The organism is Pseudomonas sp. MYb13 (genome assembly GCF_002980075.1).
GTDB classification, from domain to species: Bacteria; Pseudomonadota; Gammaproteobacteria; order Pseudomonadales; family Pseudomonadaceae; genus Aquipseudomonas; species Aquipseudomonas lurida.
Window position 1 is genome coordinate 114991 of the sequence record NZ_PCQI01000001.1, and the last position, 22582, is coordinate 137572.

Annotated in this window: 22 protein-coding genes; 16 read left to right on the forward strand and 6 right to left on the reverse strand. The window is 57.3% G+C overall.

Features of this window, described 5'->3' with window-relative positions; translation table 11 throughout:
* Window positions 1–3: 3 nt before the first annotated feature.
* Genes recF through dnaA form a run of 3 tightly spaced genes read right to left on the reverse strand, consistent with a single transcriptional unit; the run spans window position 4 to window position 3790 of the window.
* Entirely contained in the window at window positions 4–1107 is a 1104-nt protein-coding gene (recF, locus tag CQ002_RS00565) for a DNA replication/repair protein RecF (RefSeq protein WP_034110497.1), read from the reverse strand.
* A gap of 20 nt (window positions 1108–1127) precedes the next feature.
* Window positions 1128–2231, reverse strand: coding sequence for a DNA polymerase III subunit beta (gene dnaN / locus CQ002_RS00570; protein ID WP_010207719.1), 1104 nt, complete (start codon window positions 2229–2231; stop codon window positions 1128–1130).
* Window positions 2232–2269: 38 nt separating this feature from the next.
* The gene (dnaA, locus tag CQ002_RS00575) at window positions 2270–3790 is read right to left on the reverse strand and encodes a chromosomal replication initiator protein DnaA (RefSeq protein ID WP_034110495.1); all 1521 of its coding nucleotides are present in this window, start codon (window positions 3788–3790) and stop codon (window positions 2270–2272) included.
* 585 nt (window positions 3791–4375) lie between these two features.
* Between dnaA and rpmH the strand changes: the two genes are divergently transcribed.
* The 5 genes from rpmH to mnmE all read left to right on the forward strand — a co-directional run bounded on the left by rpmH (window position 4376) and on the right by mnmE (window position 8304).
* Window positions 4376–4510 carry a 50S ribosomal protein L34 gene (gene rpmH / locus CQ002_RS00580; RefSeq protein WP_003213577.1) on the forward strand — a complete coding sequence of 45 codons (135 nt, stop codon included), beginning with the start codon at window positions 4376–4378 and terminating at the stop codon, window positions 4508–4510.
* A gap of 16 nt (window positions 4511–4526) precedes the next feature.
* Window positions 4527–4931, forward strand: a complete 405-nt coding sequence (gene rnpA / locus CQ002_RS00585; RefSeq protein ID WP_010565857.1) for a ribonuclease P protein component — start codon at window positions 4527–4529, stop codon at window positions 4929–4931.
* The gene (yidD, locus tag CQ002_RS00590; protein WP_003213574.1) at window positions 4924–5169 is read left to right on the forward strand and encodes a membrane protein insertion efficiency factor YidD; all 246 of its coding nucleotides are present in this window, start codon (window positions 4924–4926) and stop codon (window positions 5167–5169) included. Before rnpA ends, yidD begins: the two co-directional genes overlap by 8 nt.
* 2 nt (window positions 5170–5171) lie before the next feature.
* Entirely contained in the window at window positions 5172–6854 is a 1683-nt protein-coding gene (yidC, locus tag CQ002_RS00595; RefSeq protein ID WP_034110493.1) for a membrane protein insertase YidC, read from the forward strand.
* Between the two features lie 79 nt (window positions 6855–6933).
* Complete coding sequence (mnmE, locus tag CQ002_RS00600; protein ID WP_098467625.1) at window positions 6934–8304, forward strand: tRNA uridine-5-carboxymethylaminomethyl(34) synthesis GTPase MnmE; 1371 nt, start codon at window positions 6934–6936, stop codon at window positions 8302–8304.
* Between the two features lie 84 nt (window positions 8305–8388).
* Here the strand turns inward: mnmE and CQ002_RS00605 are convergent, their stop codons facing one another.
* The 3 genes from CQ002_RS00605 to CQ002_RS00615 all read right to left on the reverse strand — a co-directional run bounded on the left by CQ002_RS00605 (window position 8389) and on the right by CQ002_RS00615 (window position 12371).
* Window positions 8389–10827, reverse strand: a complete 2439-nt coding sequence (locus tag CQ002_RS00605; RefSeq protein ID WP_105163091.1) for a TonB-dependent siderophore receptor — start codon at window positions 10825–10827, stop codon at window positions 8389–8391.
* 93 nt (window positions 10828–10920) lie between these two features.
* Window positions 10921–11865: a FecR domain-containing protein gene (locus CQ002_RS00610; protein WP_034110487.1), complete on the reverse strand. Its 945-nt coding sequence runs from the start codon at window positions 11863–11865 to the stop codon at window positions 10921–10923.
* Entirely contained in the window at window positions 11865–12371 is a 507-nt protein-coding gene (locus CQ002_RS00615) for a sigma-70 family RNA polymerase sigma factor (RefSeq protein WP_034110486.1), read from the reverse strand. Before CQ002_RS00615 ends, CQ002_RS00610 begins: the two co-directional genes overlap by 1 nt.
* 567 nt (window positions 12372–12938) lie before the next feature.
* Here CQ002_RS00615 and mnmG point away from each other — a divergent pair.
* The 11 genes from mnmG to atpG all read left to right on the forward strand — a co-directional run bounded on the left by mnmG (window position 12939) and on the right by atpG (window position 22558).
* A complete protein-coding gene (gene mnmG, locus CQ002_RS00620; protein WP_105163168.1) occupies window positions 12939–14831 on the forward strand; it encodes a tRNA uridine-5-carboxymethylaminomethyl(34) synthesis enzyme MnmG in 1893 nt (630 codons plus the stop codon).
* Complete coding sequence (gene rsmG / locus CQ002_RS00625; RefSeq protein ID WP_034110484.1) at window positions 14828–15472, forward strand: 16S rRNA (guanine(527)-N(7))-methyltransferase RsmG; 645 nt, start codon at window positions 14828–14830, stop codon at window positions 15470–15472. Before mnmG ends, rsmG begins: the two co-directional genes overlap by 4 nt.
* A gap of 18 nt (window positions 15473–15490) precedes the next feature.
* Window positions 15491–16288 (forward strand): ParA family protein, encoded by a 798-nt coding sequence (locus CQ002_RS00630; protein ID WP_010207696.1) that lies wholly within the window; start codon window positions 15491–15493, stop codon window positions 16286–16288.
* A gap of 9 nt (window positions 16289–16297) precedes the next feature.
* Window positions 16298–17170 carry a ParB/RepB/Spo0J family partition protein gene (locus tag CQ002_RS00635; RefSeq protein ID WP_038845392.1) on the forward strand — a complete coding sequence of 291 codons (873 nt, stop codon included), beginning with the start codon at window positions 16298–16300 and terminating at the stop codon, window positions 17168–17170.
* Between the two features lie 148 nt (window positions 17171–17318).
* Window positions 17319–17726 carry a F0F1 ATP synthase subunit I gene (locus tag CQ002_RS00640; RefSeq protein WP_010565865.1) on the forward strand — a complete coding sequence of 136 codons (408 nt, stop codon included), beginning with the start codon at window positions 17319–17321 and terminating at the stop codon, window positions 17724–17726.
* A gap of 16 nt (window positions 17727–17742) precedes the next feature.
* Window positions 17743–18612: a F0F1 ATP synthase subunit A gene (atpB, locus tag CQ002_RS00645; protein WP_034110482.1), complete on the forward strand. Its 870-nt coding sequence runs from the start codon at window positions 17743–17745 to the stop codon at window positions 18610–18612.
* A 133-nt stretch (window positions 18613–18745) separates the two neighbouring features.
* Window positions 18746–19003: a F0F1 ATP synthase subunit C gene (atpE, locus tag CQ002_RS00650; RefSeq protein ID WP_002555987.1), complete on the forward strand. Its 258-nt coding sequence runs from the start codon at window positions 18746–18748 to the stop codon at window positions 19001–19003.
* Between the two features lie 58 nt (window positions 19004–19061).
* Window positions 19062–19532: a F0F1 ATP synthase subunit B gene (locus tag CQ002_RS00655; protein ID WP_015886647.1), complete on the forward strand. Its 471-nt coding sequence runs from the start codon at window positions 19062–19064 to the stop codon at window positions 19530–19532.
* Window positions 19533–19544: 12 nt separating this feature from the next.
* On the forward strand, window positions 19545–20081 hold the full coding sequence (locus CQ002_RS00660; protein WP_015886646.1) for a F0F1 ATP synthase subunit delta: 537 nt from the start codon (window positions 19545–19547) through the stop codon (window positions 20079–20081).
* A 21-nt stretch (window positions 20082–20102) separates the two neighbouring features.
* Entirely contained in the window at window positions 20103–21647 is a 1545-nt protein-coding gene (gene atpA / locus CQ002_RS00665; protein ID WP_003177064.1) for a F0F1 ATP synthase subunit alpha, read from the forward strand.
* Between the two features lie 50 nt (window positions 21648–21697).
* Entirely contained in the window at window positions 21698–22558 is an 861-nt protein-coding gene (gene atpG, locus CQ002_RS00670; protein ID WP_010565870.1) for a F0F1 ATP synthase subunit gamma, read from the forward strand.
* Window positions 22559–22582 lie beyond the last annotated feature (24 nt).

A 22582-nucleotide genomic window follows, 5' to 3' on the forward strand; every position in this document is an offset into this window, starting at 1 on the left:
CCTTCACTCCCGATGGTCGTGGGTCTGGGTGATACGGCCTTGTTCCACGTGGAACAAAGCGACTGGCGTATCCGTCTGCCAGCCTTCCCTCAATAATTCGTGATCTACACAGGTGATAAACACCTGGCAGCGTAATTCTTCCAACAAGCGGCATAGCGCGCGGCGGTGTTGCTCGTCGAGCTCCGACGGCAAGTCATCCACCAGATAAATACACTGACCGCGCCGGGCTTGGCTAACCAAGTGGCCCTGGGCGATCCGCAATGCGCACACCACCAACTTCTGCTGGCCACGGGACAATATGTCCGCGGCATTGTGAGCGCCTAATCTAAGGCGCAAATCAGCGCGCTGGGGTCCGGCTTGGGTATGGCCGATTTGCTGATCCCGCTGCAAGGACGTCGCAAGCACTGCACTCAGCTCACGCTCTTTGTCCCAACCACGGTAGTAACTCAGCGTCAGCCCCTCGAGGTCCAACAACTCACTCAAGGTCTGCTCAAAGACTGGTTTCAAGGCTTTGATATAGGCGCGGCGGTATTCATCTATTTCGTCGCTGGCCAGGCACAGTTCCCGGTCCCAGGCCGCTTGCGAAGCGGCGTCAAGTGTACCATGCCGCAGCCATGAGTTCCGCTGCCGCAGGGCCTTCTGTAGGCGCTGCCAAGTGGCCATAAAGCGCGGTTCCACGTGGAACACTCCCCAATCGAGGAATTGCCGGCGAATCTTTGGCGCGCCTTCCAGCAGGCGGAAACTGTCGGGGTTGATCAATTGCAGCGGCAGGATCTCCGCCAGCTGCGCAGCACTGCGAGCATTTTGCCCGTCAATGCGAATCTGGAACTCACCGCCGCGATCACGCGATATGCCCAGGCTACTGTGCCCACCTTCTGCCAGTTCAACCTGGCCAAACACTGTGCACGCCAATTGCTCATATTGGATCACCGGTAACAGGCGGGCACTGCGAAAGGAACGGGCAAGCCCTAGCAGGTGAATGGCTTCCAGCACGCTGGTTTTGCCACTGCCGTTGGCGCCGTGGAGGATATTGATGCGGGGGGAGGGGGAGAAGGTCACCGGGTGCAGATTGCGCACCGCGGTGACCGAGACGCGACTGAGGGACATCTAGCTTCTGCTGAGCATGATTACAGGCGCATCGGCATGACAACGTAAGCCGAGTCGTCGTTGTCGGATTCCTGCACCAGGGCGCTGCTGTTGGAGTCCGACAGAATCAGGCGAACCTGTTCGGTGGTCATCACACCCAGTACGTCCAACAGGTAGCTCACGTTGAAGCCGATTTCCAGCGAACCGCCGTTGTAATCGACGCCCACTTCTTCTTCCGCTTCTTCCTGCTCCGGGTTGTTCGCCTGGATTTTCAGTTGACCATTCGCCAGCTGCAAGCGGATACCACGGTACTTTTCGTTGGACAGAATAGCGGTACGGCTGAACGCTTCGCGCAGTGCCTGACGGTCGCCGAGTACCAGCTTGTCACCACCTTTAGGCAGCACGCGCTCGTAATCCGGGAACTTGCCGTCAACCAGCTTGGACGTGAAGGTGAACTCGCCGGTGGTTGCGCGGATGTGGTGCTGACCCAACACGATGCTGACGTTGCCTTCCGGCTCGGTGAGCAGGCGCGCCAACTCAAGGATACCCTTGCGTGGCACGATGACCTGGTGACGGTCCGGCTGGCCGATATCGGCGCGCATCGAGCACATCGCCAGACGGTGACCGTCGGTAGCCACGGCGCGGATAATGCCTTCCGAGACTTCAAGCAGCATGCCGTTGAGGTAGTAACGCACGTCCTGCTGGGCCATGGCGAAGCTGGTACGCTCGATCAAGCGGCGCAGCTTGCTCTGCTCCAGGCTGCAGGTCAGCGAACCCGGGCCTTCCTCAACCGTCGGGAAATCATTCGCCGGCAACGTGGACAGGGTGAAACGGCTACGGCCGGCCTTGACGACCAGTTTCGCCTCATCAACCTTGATATCGATCAGCGCGTCGTTGGGCAGGCTTTTGCAGATATCCATCAGCTTGCGCGCCGGGACGGTGATCTCGCCAGGCTCGGCAGGCTCTTCCAACTGCACGCGGCCAACCAGTTCGACTTCCAGGTCGGTACCGGTCAGGGACAATTGCTGGCCTTCGACCACCAGCAATACGTTAGAGAGCACCGGCAAGGTCTGTCGGCGCTCGACGACGCCTGCGACCAGTTGCAGGGGTTTCAACAGGGCTTCGCGTTGAATGGTGAAATGCATGGTCTAGTCCCTTGCCTTAATAAGCTGCGCTGGTGTCATCAAGTTGTCAGTGTACGCAGCAGGTTCTTGTAGTCCTCGCGAATATCCGCGTCGGATTCCTTAAGTTCATTGATCTTGCGGCACGCGTGCAAGACCGTGGTGTGGTCGCGTCCGCCAAACACATCACCGATTTCCGGCAGGCTGTGGTTGGTCAACTCCTTGGAGAGGGCCATGGCCACCTGACGGGGACGTGCTACCGAGCGCGAACGGCGTTTGGACAGCAGGTCGGAAATCTTGATCTTGTAGTACTCGGCCACGGTGCGCTGGATGTTATCCACACTCACCAGTTTGTCCTGCAGCGCCAACAAGTCCTTGAGGGATTCGCGAATCAGCTCGATGGTGATGTCGCGGCCCATGAAGTGAGAGTGCGCGATGACCCGCTTCAGTGCACCTTCCAGTTCACGCACGTTGGAGCGAATGCGTTGAGCAATGAAGAACGCAGCATCGTGAGGCAAGTCCACTTTCGCCTGGTCGGCCTTTTTCATCAGGATCGCGACGCGGGTTTCCAGTTCCGGCGGCTCTACCGCAACGGTCAGGCCCCAGCCGAAACGCGATTTCAGGCGTTCTTCCAGGCCTTCGATTTCTTTCGGATAACGGTCACTGGTCAGGATGACCTGCTGGCCACCTTCGAGCAGGGCGTTGAAGGTGTGGAAAAACTCTTCCTGGGAACGCTCCTTGCGAGCGAAGAATTGAATGTCATCGATCAGCAGGGCATCAACCGAGCGGTAAAACCGCTTGAACTCGTTGATAGCGTTTAGCTGCAAGGCCTTGACCATGTCAGCCACAAAGCGCTCCGAGTGCAGGTACACGACCTTGGCATTCGGGTTCTTCTTTAACAGGTGGTTACCCACAGCGTGCATCAAGTGGGTCTTACCCAAGCCGACGCCGCCATATAGGAAGAGCGGGTTGTAACCATGCTTGGGGTTATCGGCTACTTGCCAGGCGGCTGCACGAGCCAACTGGTTGGATTTACCTTCTACAAAGTTCTCGAAGGTAAACGTACGGTTCAGGTAGCTGGTGTGCTTGAGCGCGCCTTCGACCTGCACGGTGCGCTGTTCTGCGCGAACCGGTGCCTGTTGGGAGCTGGCGCCAGCCATCGGGTCGAAGCTGTCGCGGGACGGCTCTTCATTTATAGGCGCATTTTTTTGCGCCGAGGATTTCGAAGGCGTCTGGGCAACTGGCGCTGGCGAATTATTAACAGGCGCTGCTGCTGCCTGCGCCTGAGAGGCGCTCGCAGCCAGTGGCGCGTTCGGCGCAGCGCGAGGCGCAGAGCTGCGTTTGCTGCCTATTAACAAGGAGACTACGGGCGCGAGGCCGTTGCCATGTTCGTCGAGCAGTTCGAGAACGCGGCTCAGGTACTTCTCGTTGACCCAGTCGAGTACAAAACGATTGGGCGCGTAGACACGCAACTCGTCGCCTTCGGCTTCGACCTGTAGCGGACGGATCCAGGTGTTGAATTGCTGGGCAGGCAGCTCATCGCGCAAAAGCTCCACGCACTGCTGCCAAAGTTCCACTGACACGGATATCCCCTAAGTTGAAAGCCGGTGAGGCAAAAACAGCCGCCATTGTAGCGGCGAGCCGCCCACTTATCCACATGTAGCTTGATCACAGGCCGGCCAAAATCAACGTCTTAACGGTAATAAAGGCGACCAATGGTCTGTGCATAAGCTCTGTGGATAAACCCGCCTAAGGTCGTTGTACAAGTGGGGGCGAAAGTCTGTGGGTAACCAGCCTGTGGATAACAAGCCATTCCACACACAGCTTATCCGACAGCGCAGCACAGGCAGAGCACCGTTTCTCCCCTGTGTTGTCATTCTCTGTACATCAGGTGGAATATGGCCTCAAGGCAGTTATCCACAGATGAATGCCTGCCTAGCTTTTATAAGCTTTACAGAAAAGCTTTAAATAACTTCCTTCTTTATTTTTATATCTATCCCATGACACGTGGAAGCCCAGCGGATGGAAAAGACCAAATGGCCTGTGGAGATCTAATTAAAGGAAAAGCTGGTTGGAAATTGACCTAGAGGCTTGCTTTCACTAGAATCGCCGGTCTCTTAAAACGGGGGCCATTCCGGCCCGTTGTGGACGAACCAGGTAACAACGCCATGAAACGTACTTTCCAACCAAGCACCATCAAACGCGCCCGCACCCACGGCTTCCGTGCTCGCATGGCTACCAAGAACGGCCGTGCTGTCCTGTCGCGTCGTCGCGCCAAAGGTCGTGCGCGTCTGGCAGTTTGATAATCCGGTACTGGTGGTGAGTCAGGACTTCAGTCGGGAAAAGCGCTTGCTAACCCCCCGGCATTTCAAGGCAGTCTTTGACTCCCCCACCGGCAAGGTTCCGGGGAAAAATCTCCTGCTCCTTGCGCGTAACAACGATCTGGATCACCCCCGACTCGGGTTGGTGATCGGCAAGAAGAGCGTAAAGCTCTCCGTTGAGCGCAATCGCCTCAAGCGTCTGATGCGCGAATCGTTTCGCCTCCACCAGGACACTCTGGTTGGTTGGGATATTGTTATCGTCGCGCGCAAAGGCTTGGGGGACGTAGAAAACCCCGAATTGATTCAGCATTTCGGCAAGCTCTGGAAACGTTTGGCGCGTACCAACAAGCCAGCACCAGCAGTCAGCACCGAAACTGTAGGGGTAGACAGCCTTGATGCGTAAACTGGCCCTCGTTCCGATCCAGTTTTATCGCTATGCCATTAGTCCTCTGATGGCCAACCACTGTCGTTTCTACCCCAGTTGTTCCTGCTACGCGTTAGAGGCCATAGAAAACCATGGTCTTCTGCGCGGTGGCTGGCTGACCTTTCGTCGTTTAGGTCGCTGTCATCCGTGGAATCCCGGTGGTTATGACCCGGTTCCACCTATCCCTACCTCCCGTTCTTCTTCGATGGCCGAGTAATCATGGATATTAAACGCACGATCCTGATCGTCGCCCTGGCAATCGTGTCCTACGTCATGGTTCTTAAGTGGAACCAGGACTACGGCCAGGCTGCCCTGCCGACTCAGAATGTTGCTACCAACCAGGCTGCGCCGGCAATTCCGGACACCCCGCTGGGTAACAATGCGTCCGCGAGTGCCGATGTTCCCAGCGCGAATGGCGAGACAAGCGCCCCTCTAGAAACGCCCGTGGTCACCAATAAAGACCTCATCCATGTGAAAACGGATGTGCTCGACTTGGCTATCGACCCACAGGGTGGTGATATCGCGCAGTTGAAACTGCCGCTGTATCCACGTCGCCAGGACCATCCGGATGTTCCGTTCCAACTGTTCGATAACGGTGGTGAACGTACATATCTGGCACAAAGCGGCCTGACCGGCACCAACGGTCCGGATGCACGTGCTACCGGTCGTCCGGTTTATTCGACCGAACAAAAGACTTATCAACTGGCTGATGGCCAGAACCAGTTGAACGTCGACCTGAAATTCAGCCTCGACGGCGTCAACTACATCAAGCGTTTCAGCTTCACCCGTGGTCTGTACGACTTGAAGGTCACTTACCTGATCGACAACGAAAGCGACAAGCCATGGAGCGGCAACCTGTTTGCCCAGCTCAAGCGTGACGCCAGCTCCGATCCTTCTTCCAGCACTGCCACCGGCACCGCGACTTACCTGGGCGCTGCCCTGTGGACAAGTAACGAGCCGTACAAAAAAGTGTCGATGAAAGATATCGACAAGGGCTCGCTGAAAGAGACCGTCCAAGGTGGATGGGTCGCCTGGCTGCAACACTACTTCGTGACCGCCTGGATCCCGAACAAAGGTGAAGCGAACCTGGTCCAGACCCGCAAGGACAGCCAGGGCAACTACATCATTGGCTTTACTGGCCCGGCGTTGACCGTCGCTCCAGGTGCCAAGGCTGAAACCAGCGCTACCCTGTACGCCGGCCCGAAAAGCCAGGCGGTACTCAAAGAGTTGTCCCCAGGTCTGGAATTGACGGTGGACTACGGTTTCCTGTGGTTCATTGCCCAGCCGATTTTCTGGTTGCTGCAACATATCCACAGCATCGTGGGTAACTGGGGCTTCTCGATCATCTTCCTGACCATGCTGATCAAAGGGATCTTCTTCCCATTGTCGGCAGCCAGCTACAAGTCGATGGCGCGCATGCGTGCCGTGGCACCAAAACTGGCAGCGCTGAAAGAACAACATGGCGATGACCGGCAGAAAATGTCGCAGGCCATGATGGAGCTGTACAAGAAAGAGAAGATCAACCCGCTGGGTGGATGCTTGCCGATTCTGGTGCAGATGCCGGTGTTCCTGTCGCTGTACTGGGTACTCCTGGAAAGCGTGGAAATGCGCCAGGCACCGTTCATGCTGTGGATAACTGACCTGTCGATCAAAGACCCGTTCTTTATCCTGCCGATCATCATGGGCGCGACCATGTTCATCCAGCAGCGCCTGAACCCGACTCCGCCGGATCCGATGCAGGCCAAGGTAATGAAAATGATGCCAATCATCTTCACCTTCTTCTTCCTGTGGTTCCCAGCGGGCCTGGTGCTGTACTGGGTGGTCAACAACGTGTTGTCGATCTCTCAACAGTGGTACATCACACGTAAAATCGAAGCGGCTACCGCAAAAGCCGCGGCGTAATTTACTCTGTGGATAACCACTCAAGACGCCCCCTAGTGGGGCGTTTTGCTTTCCGTCACTTTTGTTCTGGAATCTGCTGATGAGCGCTCCTCGTGAAACCATCGCTGCCGTCGCTACCGCTCAGGGTCGCGGCGGTGTCGGTATCGTTAGAATTTCCGGGCCGCTCGCAAGCGTTGCAGCCAAGGCCATCAGCGGCCGCGAGTTGAAGCCGCGTTATGCCCATTACGGCGCGTTCCTGGACGCAGATGACAGCGTGCTGGATGAGGGTTTGGCTCTTTATTTCCCAGGGCCGAACTCATTCACCGGGGAAGATGTGCTGGAATTGCAGGGCCATGGCGGCCCGGTTGTGCTGGATATGCTGCTGCAACGTTGCCTGCAGCTGGGCTGCCGCTTGGCCAGGCCGGGGGAATTCAGCGAACGTGCGTTTCTCAATGACAAGCTCGACCTGGCCCAGGCCGAAGCCATCGCCGACTTGATCGAGGCCAGTTCTGCACAGGCAGCACGCAATGCACTGCGCTCACTGCAGGGCGCGTTCTCGCTGCGTGTGCATAACTTGACCGAGCAGTTGATCAGCCTGCGCATTTACGTGGAGGCGGCGATTGATTTTCCCGAGGAAGAAATAGACTTTCTCGCCGATGGCCATGTCCTGGCGATGCTCGACAACGTTCGCGATGAGTTATCCACAGTCCTGCGCGAGGCCGGGCAGGGCGCACTGCTACGTGACGGCATGACAGTGGTGATCGCTGGGCGGCCTAACGCAGGCAAATCCAGCCTGCTCAATGCACTGGCGGGGCGTGAGGCCGCTATCGTCACCGAGATTGCCGGCACCACCCGGGATATCCTGCGTGAACATATCCACATCGACGGCATGCCACTGCACGTGGTCGACACCGCCGGCTTGCGCGATACCGATGACCAGGTGGAAAAGATCGGTGTGGAACGCGCGCTCAAGGCCATTGGCGAAGCCGACAGGGTGCTGCTGGTGGTAGATGCCACGGCGCCCGAGGCGGTGGATCCTTTCGCATTGTGGCCGGAATTCCTCGAGCAACGTCCGGACCCGGCCAAAGTCACCTTGATTCGCAACAAAGCCGACCTGACAGGCGAAGCCATTGCGATTGAAACCAGCGCCGATGGCCATGTCACCATCAGCCTCAGCGCCAAGGCGGCAGGTGAAGGCCTGGAATTGCTGCGCGAGCACCTCAAGGCCTGTATGGGCTACGAACAGACCTCGGAAAGCAGCTTCAGTGCGCGCCGCAGGCACCTGGAGGCGTTGCGCCATGCCAGCGCGGCGTTGGAGCACGGTCGGGCCCAGCTGACCCTGGCGGGGGCAGGGGAGCTGCTGGCAGAGGATCTGCGCCAGGCACAGCAGCTGTTGGGAGAAATCACCGGTGCGTTTAGCTCCGATGATTTGTTGGGGCGGATCTTTTCCAGCTTTTGCATCGGCAAATAGCCAAGTTATCCACACTCCCTGTGGGCACTGGCGTGCGAGCGATATCGGCCTGAAGAACACGTAGACACTTCAGGCCGATTTCCATCACCAGTTGTACGAAACGGTCCCGAGTAGCGTACGGCTGTCGCCCCAATAGCAGCGGCCCGCATCGTTGCACCCGGATACATATTCCTTGTCGAACAGGTTCTTGGCGTTCACGTCCACAGACCAGTGTTTGTCGATCTGATAACCAACGGCTGCGTCCACCAGGGTGACGCTCCCTGCGTCCAGCTTCCCGTAAAGCGTTGGCGCCGTGTAAGAGAACGTGCTGTCGAAATACCGCACGCCGCCGCCCAGGGAGAAGCCCTTGAGCTGACCGTCAAGGAAACGGTATTTGCCCCACACTGAAGCCTGGTTGCGAGGAACGCCCGTCATTTGGTGCCCCTCGACCAGCGATGTAGCCGAGTCCTTGGTAATCCGAGCGTCAGTGTAGGTGTAGGCCGCCGTCACATTCAGGTTGGGTGTGATGTTGCTGTTCACCTCGACTTCCACCCCTTTGGCGCGGCTTTCGCCTACCTGGCGGTAGCTGTTGGTGGTGGCGTCCAGGTAGGTGTCGTCTTCCTTGCGCAAGTCATACACCGACAGGGTCATCGCCGTATCCCAGCCGATCGGTTCGTATTTCACACCCACTTCGTACTGGCTGCTGGTGATCGGCTTCAACGGTGATCCGGCGTTGGAGATCTGCTGCACAGGCACGAATGCGGTGGAGTAGCTGACATACGGCGTCACGCCATTGTCGAACTGGTACATCACCCCGCCCTGGTAGGTGAACTTGCGGTCTTGCGAGCCGGTGTTGCTGGCCTTGTTGACCTTGTCGCGGAAATCACTGTCGACCCAGTCCTGGCGACCGCCCAGCAGGAACAACCAGTGGTCGTACTTGCTCTGCACCTGTGCATAAACGCCCTTCATTTGCTGTTCGAGCAAGGTGTTTTGCACGGCCACCGGGGTTAACGGATCGCGCAGGTACACGGGGTTATACACATTGATGGTGCCGGCAAAGCCTGCGTTCCAATCCTGGCTGAAAGAGGTGCGGTCGTAACTGGCACCGAACAGAACGGTATTTTCCAGGCCACCGACCTCGAATTTGCCTTCCAACTGGTTATCCAGGGAATAGACCATCGACTTGTTGTAGCGGTCGTAGGCGGTCATGTTCAGTTGAGTACCGAAACCGCGGTTGTTCAACGTGCTGGGCCAGGTCTCATGCCGGTTGATGCGCGACTGCATATAGCGCGAGTTCTGACGGAACTGCCAATCATCGTTGAAGCTGTGGCTGAATTCGTAGCCGGTGCTCCAGGCTTCACGTTCGAACGTATTCCAATCCGGGTCGCCGAGCATGGTGTGCTTGGACAGCTTGCCATTGGGATTTGTAAGCAAGGTGCCTGCGGCCGGTAGGCCAAGTTCGAGGTTGGTGTGGTCCTTCTGGTAATTGGCCAACAGCGTGAGGGTGTTGTAATCGTCGAAATTCAGGGTCAGCGAGGGGGCGATGTACAGGCGATCATCGGGCACATGGTCAGTCTGCGTGTCGGACTTACGCCCGAGCATCACAACGCGACCAAGAATGTTGTCGCTGTCGTTGAGCGGCCCCGAGATATCCACACCCAATTGGCGGCGATTATTAGAGCCATAACCCAGCTGGACTTCACCTTGCGGCGTCGCAGTAGGGTGTTTGCTCACCAGGTTCACCAAACCGCCAGGCGCGTTTTCGCCGTAGAGCAGGGAAGAGGGGCCACGGAAGATTTCGACCCGTTCCAGGCCATAGGGCTCACTGGTGGTGTCGTACCGATTGCCTTGCACGCGCAGGCCGTCTCGCAGCAGACCGTAGCCGTAATCCGTGGCATTGAAACCGCGAATGAAGAATAAATCCCCCGCCAGACCATCGCCGGCAGCAAAAGGTGGCGCGAAGATACCTGGCACGTAGCCCAATACTTCAGTCAGGGTCTGCGACTTCTGGTCCTTGATGCGCTGGCCGGTCACGACCGATACCGAACGGGGTGTTTCCGACAAAGGCGTGCTGGTCTTGGTACCAATACGGCTATTTTGCGCCTTGTAGCCCACATCCCCGGCAATCTCTTGATTGAAACCCGCCTGTTGATAAGTGCTGACGGTGGTAGGTGCGAGCGTGAGTTGACCTGCGGGAATAGGCTGCAGGACATAACTGCCGGGCGCCTGGGTGACGGCTTGCAACCCCGAGTTCTGCAACAACAGGGCAAAGCCTTGCTCCACCGAATAGTCACCTTCCAGCCCAGGTGTGTTCAAACGCGCGGTTTGCTGGGGGGAGAACGACAAGATCACATTCGCCCTGGCGGCAAACTGGCTCAAGGCATTGTCCAGGGGGCCCGCGGCGATAATGTAATGCTGCACTGCGCTGGCGGCCGTGGCGTCAGCAGAGAGCAAAACACCAGCAGTGGCTGCCGTGCCGAGCAGAAGGCTGCAGGTCATGCCGTGGTAGGAAAGTCGCTGGCGAAGCTTGGTAGGAAGGCGCATAGGTGGATAAGCCCTGAAGGTGGCGTCGTGATTACCTGTAGGGCCGTGCCAGGTAAAAAAAAGATAACCCCTTGTGCGAATATTTTTTTGCGATCAGCCGATTCGTTTCACCGAAACCCAATAGCGAGTGAAGTACTTCACCTGGATCGGCAGGGTTGCTTGCAGGTTGGCCAGTACCGCGTCGGTAGAATCCAGGCGGAAGGTCCCGGAAACACGTAGACGTGCCGAAGCCAAGTCGCATTGCAGGACACCCGGACGGTAGCGGGCGAGCTCTTCGATCACATCTGCGAGGCGAGCGTCCAAGACGATCAGTTGGCCATCAACCCAGGCCGCCTGTGACCCGCTATACACACGGTCTAGCCCCACGTTTTGGCGATCAAAGTCAACGCTTTCCCCGGCAGCCAGCAGTCGTGCGTGTTCAGGTTGATCCCCTGGCGACACGCTTACCCGATCCTCCAGGACGCCGACACGCGTGGCGTCTGGCAACTGGCGCACAGTGAACGTGGTGCCCAACGCCTGGACCCGGCCTTGGCGGGTCTCGACATAAAACGGTGTCTGCCCACCCAATTTCCCAGTGTGGATAAGTACTTCACCTTCGCGCAGGCGAACCAAACGCTGGCGCCCGTCGAACACCACGTCAATCGCTGTGCTGGTATTGAGATCGATCCGCGTGCCATCGGCCAATTCGATGCGCCGGCGCTCCCCCACGGACGTACGGTAGTCAGCCCACACATTACCCAGGGGCGTGTGCTGCTGGACATTCCAGCCGAGGTACCCAGTACCGCCGAGCACCAGCATCCACTTCAGTACCTGGCGACGTTGCTGGGTGGTCGACAATGCGCGGCGGGTGAAGTCCTGCGGCAGTGCGCCGAGGCTGCGCTGCAGTTGTTCCATCTGGTTCCACGCGGCCTGATGAGACGGATCGCCGTTGAGCCATTGTTGCCAGGCCAGGCGTTCGGCAGCGGTCGGCGCCTGGGATTGAAACTGTACATACCAAGTGGCAGCGGCCTCGAAGGTCTTGCGATCGGGGTTCGCCATTACAGGCTGGCCATGATCAGCGAGCATTCAGTCAGTGCACGGATCATGTGCTTCTTCACCGTGGTCAGTGACACCTGCAGTTCATCCGCGATCTGTTGATAAGTCAGGCCTTCGATCTGCGACAGCATGAAGATCCGCCGAGCCCGCTCGCCAAGCCCGGCCAAGGCTTTATCCACGGCCACCAGTGTCTCGATGATGATGGCTTTGTCTTCTTCACTGATGGCTGTGGCGTCAGGCCGCTCGGCCAAGGTTTGCTTGTAGGCCTGCTCGATGGCATGCCGACGGTAACGATCAATCACCAGGCCCCTGGCGATGGTCGCCAGGTAGTCACGTGGTTCAAGGATCTGCGCCGCATGTCGCCCGCCCAAGATACGCACGAACGTATCGTGCGCCACGTCGGCCGCATCGCAGGCGTTATGCAACTTGCCTTTGAGCCACCCATGCAACCAGGAATGGTGCTGCTCGTAGATGTTCTGGACCGCAGCCGTGTGTGAAGAAGGGGACATAGGGCATGACAAGGTAGGTTAATGATAATCGCTATTATTAACTGCCCCGCTGTTTTCTCACAATAGATCTCTTTTTTGGCGGCGCTTACTACCGGGCGGGCGTATTCGAATGGCTTCGTCGTGGAAGAAATACACAAGGGGGGGCTGATTTATGTGGATTAAGCCCTGTGAATAACCACCTCTGTGCCCAGTTGATAACAGGCCCTGAAACCTGAGCAAAAACCCCTCTGTGGATAACCATCGCTTTAATCCACAGGCTTAAAGCACTTATCCAAGGGCCTCATTGGCACATGACCACAGACTTTTGAATCGCTGTACACAACGTAAATAAAGGCTTGTAGAGATCTATCCACAGAAAGGTTGCTCAGTATAAATAAACATAAAAACAAAGATTTAATAAATTTCTCTCTTTTAATTTCTATTGTCTGTGATTCATCCACAGCTGGTTAAATTTTGTGCAAAGGGTTCTTTAGGGAGGGCTAAGTCCCTATACTTGCCGCCAAAGCTCTAAAACCAGCTCAACCAATCAATTCCTAATTACCTACATAAGCAGGCACGAGGTGCGTGGTGGATTTCCCTTCCCGTTTTGAAGTGATCGTCATCGGCGGCGGTCATGCCGGTACCGAGGCAGCACTGGCGTCAGCACGCATGGGCGTAAAAACCCTGTTGTTGACGCATAACGTGGAAACCCTTGGTGCAATGAGTTGCAACCCTGCCATCGGTGGGATCGGCAAAAGCCATTTGGTCAAGGAAATCGACGCCCTTGGCGGCGTTATGGCCATGGCTACCGACAAAGGTGGCATCCAATTTCGCGTGCTCAACAGCCGTAAAGGCCCTGCCGTACGTGCGACTCGGGCACAAGCCGATCGCATCCTGTACAAGGCGGCGGTCCGCGAAACCCTGGAGAACCAGCCGAACCTGTGGATATTTCAACAGGCAGCGGATGACCTGATCGTCGAGCAGGACCAGGTATGCGGTGTTGTCACGCAAATGGGCCTGCGGTTCTTCGCAGAGTCCGTGGTGTTGACTACGGGTACGTTCCTGGGCGGACTTATCCACATCGGTATGCAGAATTACTCCGGTGGCCGTGCCGGTGACCCACCGTCGATTGCCCTGGCAAAGCGTTTGCGTGAACTGCCGCTGCGTGTCGGCCGCCTCAAAACCGGGACCCCGCCGCGTATCGATGGGCGTTCCGTGGATTTCTCGGTGATGACCGAACAAGCCGGCGACACCCCGATCCCGGTCATGTCGTTCATGGGCTCCAAGGAGCAGCACCCGAAACAGGTCAGTTGCTGGATTACGCACACCAATGCGCGCACCCACGAAATCATTGCCGCGAACCTCGATCGTTCGCCGATGTATTCCGGGGTAATCGAAGGCATCGGCCCGCGTTATTGCCCGTCGATCGAAGACAAGATCCACCGCTTTGCCGACAAGGAAAGCCACCAGGTCTTCATCGAGCCCGAAGGCTTGACCACTCACGAGTTGTACCCGAACGGGATTTCCACTTCCTTGCCGTTCGACGTGCAAATCCAGATCGTGCAATCGATTCGCGGCATGGAAAACGCGCACATCGTGCGTCCGGGATACGCCATCGAGTACGACTACTTCGACCCGCGTGACCTGAAGTACAGCCTGGAAACCAAAGTGATCGGCGGCCTGTTCTTTGCCGGGCAAATCAACGGCACTACCGGTTACGAAGAAGCCGGCGCCCAAGGTTTGCTGGCGGGCACAAACGCCGCGCTGCGTGCTCAGGGCAAAGACAGCTGGTGCCCACGTCGCGATGAAGCGTACATCGGTGTATTGGTCGATGACCTGATTACCCTGGGCACCCAGGAACCGTACCGGATGTTCACTTCCCGCGCGGAATATCGCCTGATCCTGCGGGAAGACAACGCCGACCTGCGCCTGACCGAGAAGGGTCGCGAACTGGGCCTGGTTGATGACGCGCGCTGGGCAGCGTTCTGCAAAAAACGCGAAAGTATTGCGTTGGAAGAGCAGCGCCTGAAAAGCACCTGGGTTCGTCCGGGCACTGAGCAAGGTGATGCGATTGCGGAAAAATTCGGCACGCCACTGACTCATGAGTACAACTTGCTCAACCTGCTTTCCCGTCCGGAAATCGACTACGCTGGTCTGGTCGAAGTGACTGGCCAGGGTGCAGAAGACCCACAAGTCGCCGAGCAGGTCGAGATCAAGACCAAATACGCCGGTTACATTGACCGCCAGCAGGACGAGATCGCTCGCCTGCGCGCCAGTGAAGACACCAAGCTGCCTGTGGATATCGACTACACCGGGATTTCCGGTTTGTCGAAAGAAATCCAGAGCAAGCTGGGGATAACTCGGCCGGAAACCCTGGGCCAGGCGTCACGTATCCCGGGCGTCACCCCAGCAGCGATTTCGCTGTTGATGATCCATTTGAAAAAACGCGGCGCGGGCCGTCAGTTGGAGCAAAGCGCTTGAGTTCGTTGGTCACCTCGCAACACGCCGAAGAGTTATCCACAGGTGCACGCCAGTTGGGCGTCGACCTGAGCCCGGCCCAGCACGAATTGCTGTTGGGCTACCTGGCCCTGTTGATCAAATGGAACAAGGCTTACAACCTGACTGCAGTGCGCGATCCCGACGAAATGGTGTCGCGCCATTTGCTCGATAGCTTGAGCGTCATGCCGTTTATCGAAAACGGTCGTTGGCTCGACGTCGGCAGTGGCGGCGGCATGCCCGGCATCCCGCTGGCAATCCTGTTTCCCGAGTCGCACGTGACCTGCCTGGACAGCAACGGCAAGAAGACCCGCTTCCTGACGCAGGTCAAACTCGAACTCAAGCTGGATAACCTGAAAGTTATCCACAGTCGCGTCGAAGCGTTCACGCCTGAACAGCCTTTCAACGGAATTGTTTCCCGGGCGTTCAGCAGCATGGAGAACTTCAGCAACTGGACTCGCCACCTGGGCGACCGCGACACCCGCTGGCTGGCAATGAAGGGCGTCCATCCAAGCGACGAGCTGTTAGCATTGCCGGCAGACTTCCACCTCGATAGCGAACACGCCTTGGCCGTACCCGGTTGCCAAGGCCAACGCCATCTGCTGATACTGCGCCGCACGGCATGATTGGGAACACAAGCAAGAATGGCTAAGGTATTCGCGATAGCGAACCAGAAAGGTGGCGTGGGCAAAACCACCACCTGCATCAACCTCGCAGCTTCCCTGGTCGCTACCAAGCGTCGGGTGCTGCTGATCGATCTCGATCCACAGGGCAACGCCACCATGGGAAGCGGTGTGGATAAACATGGCCTGGAAAACTCGGTCTACGACTTGCTGATCGGCGAGTGCGACCTGGCCCAGGCCATGCACTACTCTGAGCACGGCGGTTACCAACTGCTGCCGGCTAACCGCGATTTGACCGCGGCGGAGGTGGTGCTGCTGGAAATGCAGATGAAAGAAAGCCGTCTGCGCAGCGCCCTGGCACCGATTCGCGAGAACTACGACTACATCCTGATCGACTGCCCGCCGTCACTGTCGATGCTGACATTGAACGCGCTGGTGGCCGCCGATGGGGTGATTATCCCCATGCAGTGCGAGTACTACGCACTGGAAGGCTTGAGCGACCTTGTGGATAACATCAAGCGTATCGCCGAGTTGCTCAACCCGAACCTGCAGATCGAAGGCCTGCTGCGGACCATGTTCGATCCGCGCCTGAGCCTGATGAACGATGTGTCGGCGCAGCTCAAGGAACATTTCGGCGATCAGCTGTACGACACGGTGATCCCGCGCAACATTCGCTTGGCCGAAGCCCCGAGCTACGGCATGCCGGCGCTCGCGTACGACAAACAATCCCGTGGTGCCATTGCCTACCTGGCGCTGGCCGGCGAGATGGTTCGTCGCCAGCGCCGCAATTCACGTACCGCTGCAGCCCAGCCAACTTAAGGAATCCCCATGGCCGTCAAGAAACGAGGTCTAGGACGTGGACTGGATGCACTGTTGAGTGGTCCGACCGTCACATCGCTTGAAGAACAAGCGGTGCAGGCCGACGAGCGCGAGCTGCAACACCTGCCCCTGGACTTGATCCAGCGCGGTAAATACCAGCCACGTCGGGACATGGACCCCCAGGCCCTGGAAGAACTGGCCAATTCGATCAAGGCCCAGGGCGTGATGCAGCCGATCGTGGTGCGCCCCATTGGTGGTGGCCGTTTTGAAATCATCGCCGGCGAACGCCGCTGGCGCGCGAGTCAGCAGGCCGGCAAGGAAACCATTCCGGCGATGGTGCGCGATGTCCCGGATGAAACCGCCATCGCCATGGCGTTGATCGAGAATATCCAGCGCGAAGACCTCAACCCGATCGAAGAAGCGATCGCCTTGCAGCGTTTACAGCAGGAGTTCCAGCTGACCCAGCAGCAAGTGGCCGAGGCGGTGGGTAAATCCCGCGTGACCGTGTCCAACTTGCTGCGCCTGATCGCGCTGCCGGAAGTCATCAAGACCATGTTGTCCCATGGCGACCTGGAAATGGGCCACGCGCGTGCATTGCTCGGTTTGCCGGAAAATCAACAGGTTGAAGGGGCGCGACACGTTGTCGCACGGGGGCTCACCGTTCGTCAGACCGAGGCGCTGGTTCGCCAGTGGCTCAGCGGCAAACCTGCACCGGTCGAAACGACCAAACCTGATCCGGATATCGCGCGTCTTGAGCAGCGCTTGGCCGAGCGCCTGGGCTCTGCGGTGCAAATTCGCCACGGCAAGAAGGGCAAAGGGCAATTGGTCATCGGATATAACTCCCTTGACGAGCTCCAGGGCGTCCTTGCCCACATCCGCTGAAACATTTGCTTATGTAGCGCGTGATCGGAAATCACTACCCGGCAGTTGAATAGGGGCTGAACCGCCCCTATACTCTGCGCGCATTTTGTCGGCACAAATTATGCCAAGTTATTGATTTCCGGCAGCCGACCATTGAGGAGCAAGAGTGATGGAAACCCGCACGCCAAACACGTTGCCGTTCCATCGCTTGGCTGTTTTTCCGGTTTTATTGGCTCAATTTGTCATTTTGCTGATCGCCGCATTGGCGCTTTGGTACTGGCATGGAGTCGTAGCCGGATATTCAGGACTTTGCGGAGGCCTGATAGCCTTGCTGCCCAATATGTATTTTGCTCACAGGGCCTTTCGGTTTTCCGGCGCCCGAGCAGCCCAGGCTATCGTCCGGTCCTTTTATGCCGGCGAGGCAGGGAAACTGATTTTGACGGCAGTGCTGTTTGCACTGACCTTTGCAGGTGTGAAGCCATTGGCGCCGCTGGCTGTATTCGGCGTCTTCGTGTTGACCCAACTGGTCAGCTGGTTCGCTCCCCTGCTAATGAAAACAAGACTTTCGAAACCTTAGGGCGTTTGAGGCAACCATGGCAGAAACAACCGCTTCGGGCTATATCCAGCACCACTTGCAGAACCTGACCTTCGGTCAGCTTCCTAATGGCGGCTGGGGCTTTGCCCACACCGCAGCAGAGGCCAAAGAAATGGGCTTCTGGGCTTTCCACCTGGATACTCTGGGCTGGTCGGTCGCATTGGGTCTGATCTTCGTCCTGATTTTCCGCATGGCGGCAAAGAAGGCAACGTCCGGTCAGCCAGGTGCTTTGCAGAACTTCGTTGAAGTCCTGGTCGAATTCGTCGATGGCAGCGTGAAAGACAGCTTCCATGGCCGTAGCCCGGTGATTGCACCGCTGGCACTGACCATCTTCGTCTGGGTGTTCCTGATGAACGCCGTCGACCTGATCCCGGTCGACTGGATTCCTCAGCTGGCCATCCTGATCACGGGCGATGCGCACATTCCATTCCGTGCAGTATCGACTACTGACCCTAACGCCACCCTGGGCATGGCCTTGTCGGTGTTCGCGTTGATCATTTTCTACAGCATCAAGGTCAAGGGCATCGGCGGTTTCATCGGCGAATTGACCCTGCACCCGTTCGGCAGCAAGAACATCTTCGTTCAAGCCCTGCTGATCCCGGTGAACTTCCTGCTGGAGTTCGTGACCCTGGTCGCCAAGCCGATTTCCCTGGCCCTGCGACTGTTCGGCAACATGTATGCCGGCGAGCTGGTGTTCATTCTGATCGCTGTGATGTTCGGCAGCGGTCTGCTCTGGCTTAGCGGCCTGGGCGTGGTTCTGCAGTGGGCGTGGGCTGTGTTCCACATCCTGATCATCACCCTGCAGGCCTTCATCTTCATGATGCTGACCATCGTCTACCTGTCGATGGCGCACGAAGAGAACCATTAAGACCAGTCTCGACTAGTCTGATGTCCTTCCCGGTAAAACGGGAAGGTGGCCCACCAGGGCTATGAAACGATTTGTTTTACCGCTTTAAAATCTAAAAAACCTAAACCATACGACGTAAAAGTCGGGAGGAAAGATGGAAACTGTAGTTGGTCTAACCGCTATCGCTGTTGCACTGTTGATCGGCCTGGGCGCCCTGGGTACTGCCATTGGTTTCGGCCTGCTGGGCGGCAAATTCCTGGAAGGCGCAGCGCGTCAGCCAGAAATGGTTCCAATGCTGCAAGTTAAAATGTTCATCGTCGCCGGCCTGCTCGACGCCGTGACCATGATCGGCGTTGGTATCGCTCTGTTCTTCACCTTCGCGAACCCCTTCGTTGGTCAACTCGCTGGCTAATCACTCGAATTTTTCGAGTTGATTGGAGTGATGGACAACGAATGAGCGAGGTGTTGGCGTGAACATTAATGCAACCCTGATTGGCCAATCCGTTGCGTTCTTCATTTTTGTAGTGTTTTGCATGAAGTTCGTGTGGCCTCCGGTCATCGCGGCTTTGCACGAACGTCAGAAGAAGATCGCTGATGGCTTGGACGCTGCCAGCCGTGCAGCTCGCGACCTGGAGTTGGCCCAAGAGAAAGTGGGTCATCAACTGCGCGATGCTAAAGCACAGGCAGCTGAAATCATTGAGCAAGCCAAGAAACGCGGTAACCAGATCGTCGAAGAGGCTGTTGAAAAAGCCCGCGTCGAAGCTGACCGTGTGAAGGCTTCGGCTCATGCCGAGATCGAACAGGAACTGAACGGCGTCAAAGACGCGCTGCGTGCCCAACTGGGTGCTCTGGCGGTCGGCGGTGCTGAGAAGATCCTCGGTGCCACAATCGATCAAAACGCGCACGCGGAGCTGGTTAACAAACTGGCTGCTGAAATTTAAGCGAGGGCGATCATGGCAGAACTGACCACGTTGGCCCGACCTTACGCTAAGGCAGCCTTCGAGCACGCCCAGGCCCACCAGCAGCTGGCCTCTTGGTCAGCCATGCTCGGCCTGGCTGCAGCAGTGTCGCAAGACGACACCATGCAGCGCGTGCTCAAGGCCCCGCGCCTGACGAGCGCAGACAAGGCCGCCACTTTTATTGAAGTGTGCGGCGACAAGTTTGATGTGAAAGTGCAGAACTTCATCCACGTCGTTGCCGAAAACGACCGTCTCCCGCTTTTGCCGGAGATCGCCGCTCTGTTCGACCTGTACAAGGCCGAAGCAGAGAAATCGGTAGACGTTGAAGTGACCAGTGCTTTTGCATTGAACCAAGAACAGCAAGACAAACTCGCCAAGGTTCTCAGTGCACGACTCAATCGGGAAGTGCGCCTGCAAGCTTCGGAGGACGCATCCCTGATTGGTGGTGTTGTTATCCGTGCCGGCGACCTGGTTATCGATGGCTCGATTCGCGGCAAAATCGCGAAACTTGCCGAAGCATTGAAATCTTGAGTTTGAAGGGGCAGCAGAGCAATGCAGCAACTCAATCCTTCCGAAATAAGTGAAATTATCAAGGGCCGCATCGACAAGCTCGATGTGACCTCCCAAGCCCGTAACGAAGGCACTGTCGTCAGCGTATCTGACGGCATCGTGCGGATTCACGGTCTGGCCGACGTTATGTACGGCGAGATGATCGAGTTTCCGGGCGGCGTCTACGGTATGGCCCTCAACCTGGAGCAAGACTCCGTAGGTGCCGTTGTATTGGGCGCTTACACCAGTCTGGCTGAAGGCATGAGCGCCAAGTGCACAGGCCGCATCCTGGAAGTTCCGGTTGGTAAGGAACTGCTGGGTCGCGTAGTCGACGCACTGGGTAACCCTGTTGACGGTAAAGGTCCACTGGGCAACACCGAGACCGACGCGGTCGAGAAAGTTGCTCCAGGCGTGATCTGGCGTAAGTCGGTAGACCAGCCTGTACAGACTGGCTACAAGGCTGTCGATGCCATGATCCCTGTCGGCCGTGGCCAGCGTGAGCTGATCATCGGTGACCGTCAGATCGGTAAAACCGCTCTGGCGATCGACGCGATCATCAACCAGAAGAACAGCGGCATTTTCTGCGTCTACGTAGCGATCGGTCAGAAGCAATCGACCATCGCCAACGTGGTTCGCAAGCTGGAAGAAAACGGCGCCCTGGCCAACACGATCATCGTGGCTGCCAGTGCTTCGGAATCTCCTGCGCTGCAATTCCTGGCACCGTACTCCGGTTGCACCATGGGTGAATTCTTCCGCGACCGCGGTGAAGACGCACTGATCGTTTATGACGATCTGTCCAAGCAAGCAGTGGCTTACCGCCAGATTTCCCTGCTGCTGCGCCGTCCACCAGGCCGTGAAGCCTACCCAGGCGACGTGTTCTATCTCCACTCCCGTCTGCTGGAGCGCGCATCCCGCGTTTCCGAAGAGTACGTAGAGAAGTTCACCAACGGCGCAGTGACCGGCAAAACCGGTTCCCTGACCGCACTGCCGATCATCGAAACCCAGGCTGGCGACGTTTCCGCGTTCGTTCCGACCAACGTGATTTCCATCACCGACGGTCAGATCTTCCTGGAATCGGCCATGTTCAACTCGGGCATCCGCCCTGCAGTGAACGCCGGTGTTTCGGTATCCCGTGTGGGTGGTGCCGCTCAGACCAAGATCATCAAGAAGCTCTCCGGTGGTATCCGTACCGCTCTGGCTCAGTACCGTGAACTGGCGGCATTCGCCCAGTTCGCTTCTGACCTGGACGAAGCGACCCGTAAGCAACTTGAGCATGGTCAGCGCGTTACCGAGCTGATGAAGCAGAAGCAATACGCCCCGATGTCGATCGCTGACATGGCGTTGTCGCTGTATGCCGCTGAGCGTGGGTTCCTGACCGACGTTGAAATCGCCAAGGTCGGCAGCTTTGAACAAGCGCTGATTGCTTACTTCAACCGCGATCACGCCGAATTGATGGCGAAGATCAACGTGAAGGGTGACTTCAATGACGATATCGACGCTGGCATGAAAGCCGGTATCGAGAAGTTCAAGGCCACCCAAACCTGGTAAGCCGCAGCGGGAGCCGCAAGGCTCCCGCTTGCTAACCTGATAGGTGTTACATGGCAGGCGCAAAAGAGATTCGCAGTAAGATTGCGAGCATCAAAAGCACGCAAAAAATTACCAGCGCCATGGAAAAAGTGGCGGTCAGCAAAATGCGCAAGGCACAAATGCGCATGGCTGCTAGCCGTCCTTATGCGGAGCGTATCCGCCAGGTAATTGGGCATCTGGCCAACGCCAACCCGGAATACCGCCACCCGTTCATGATCGACCGCGAAGTTAAGCGCGTCGGTTATGTGGTTGTGAGCAGTGACCGTGGTTTGTGCGGTGGTTTGAATACCAACCTGTTCAAGGCCCTGGTCAAGGACATGGCGGTAAACCGCGAAAACGGCGTCGAGATCGATCTGTGTGTTGTTGGTAGCAAGGGTGCGGCCTTTTTCCGCAACTTCGGCGGTAACGTCGTTGCAGCTATCAGCCACCTGGGTGAAGAGCCGTCGATCAATGATTTGATCGGCAGTGTGAAGGTGATGCTGGATGCGTACCTGGAAGGCCGGATTGACCGCCTGTCCGTGGTATCCAACAAGTTCATCAACACCATGACCCAGCAGCCAACCGTGGAGCAATTGATTCCACTGGTGGCGACTCCGGATCAGGAACTCAAGCACCACTGGGACTACCTCTACGAACCAGACGCCAAAGAGCTGCTTGACGGCTTGATGGTGCGCTACGTGGAGTCGCAGGTGTACCAGGCGGTGGTCGAGAACAACGCAGCTGAACAAGCGGCGCGGATGATCGCGATGAAAAACGCTACCGATAACGCCGGTGATCTGATCAGCGATTTGCAGCTGATCTACAACAAGGCGCGTCAGGCTGCGATCACCCAAGAGATCTCGGAAATCGTCGGCGGCGCTGCCGCGGTTTAACGGTTCAAATATTCAGAGGATCCA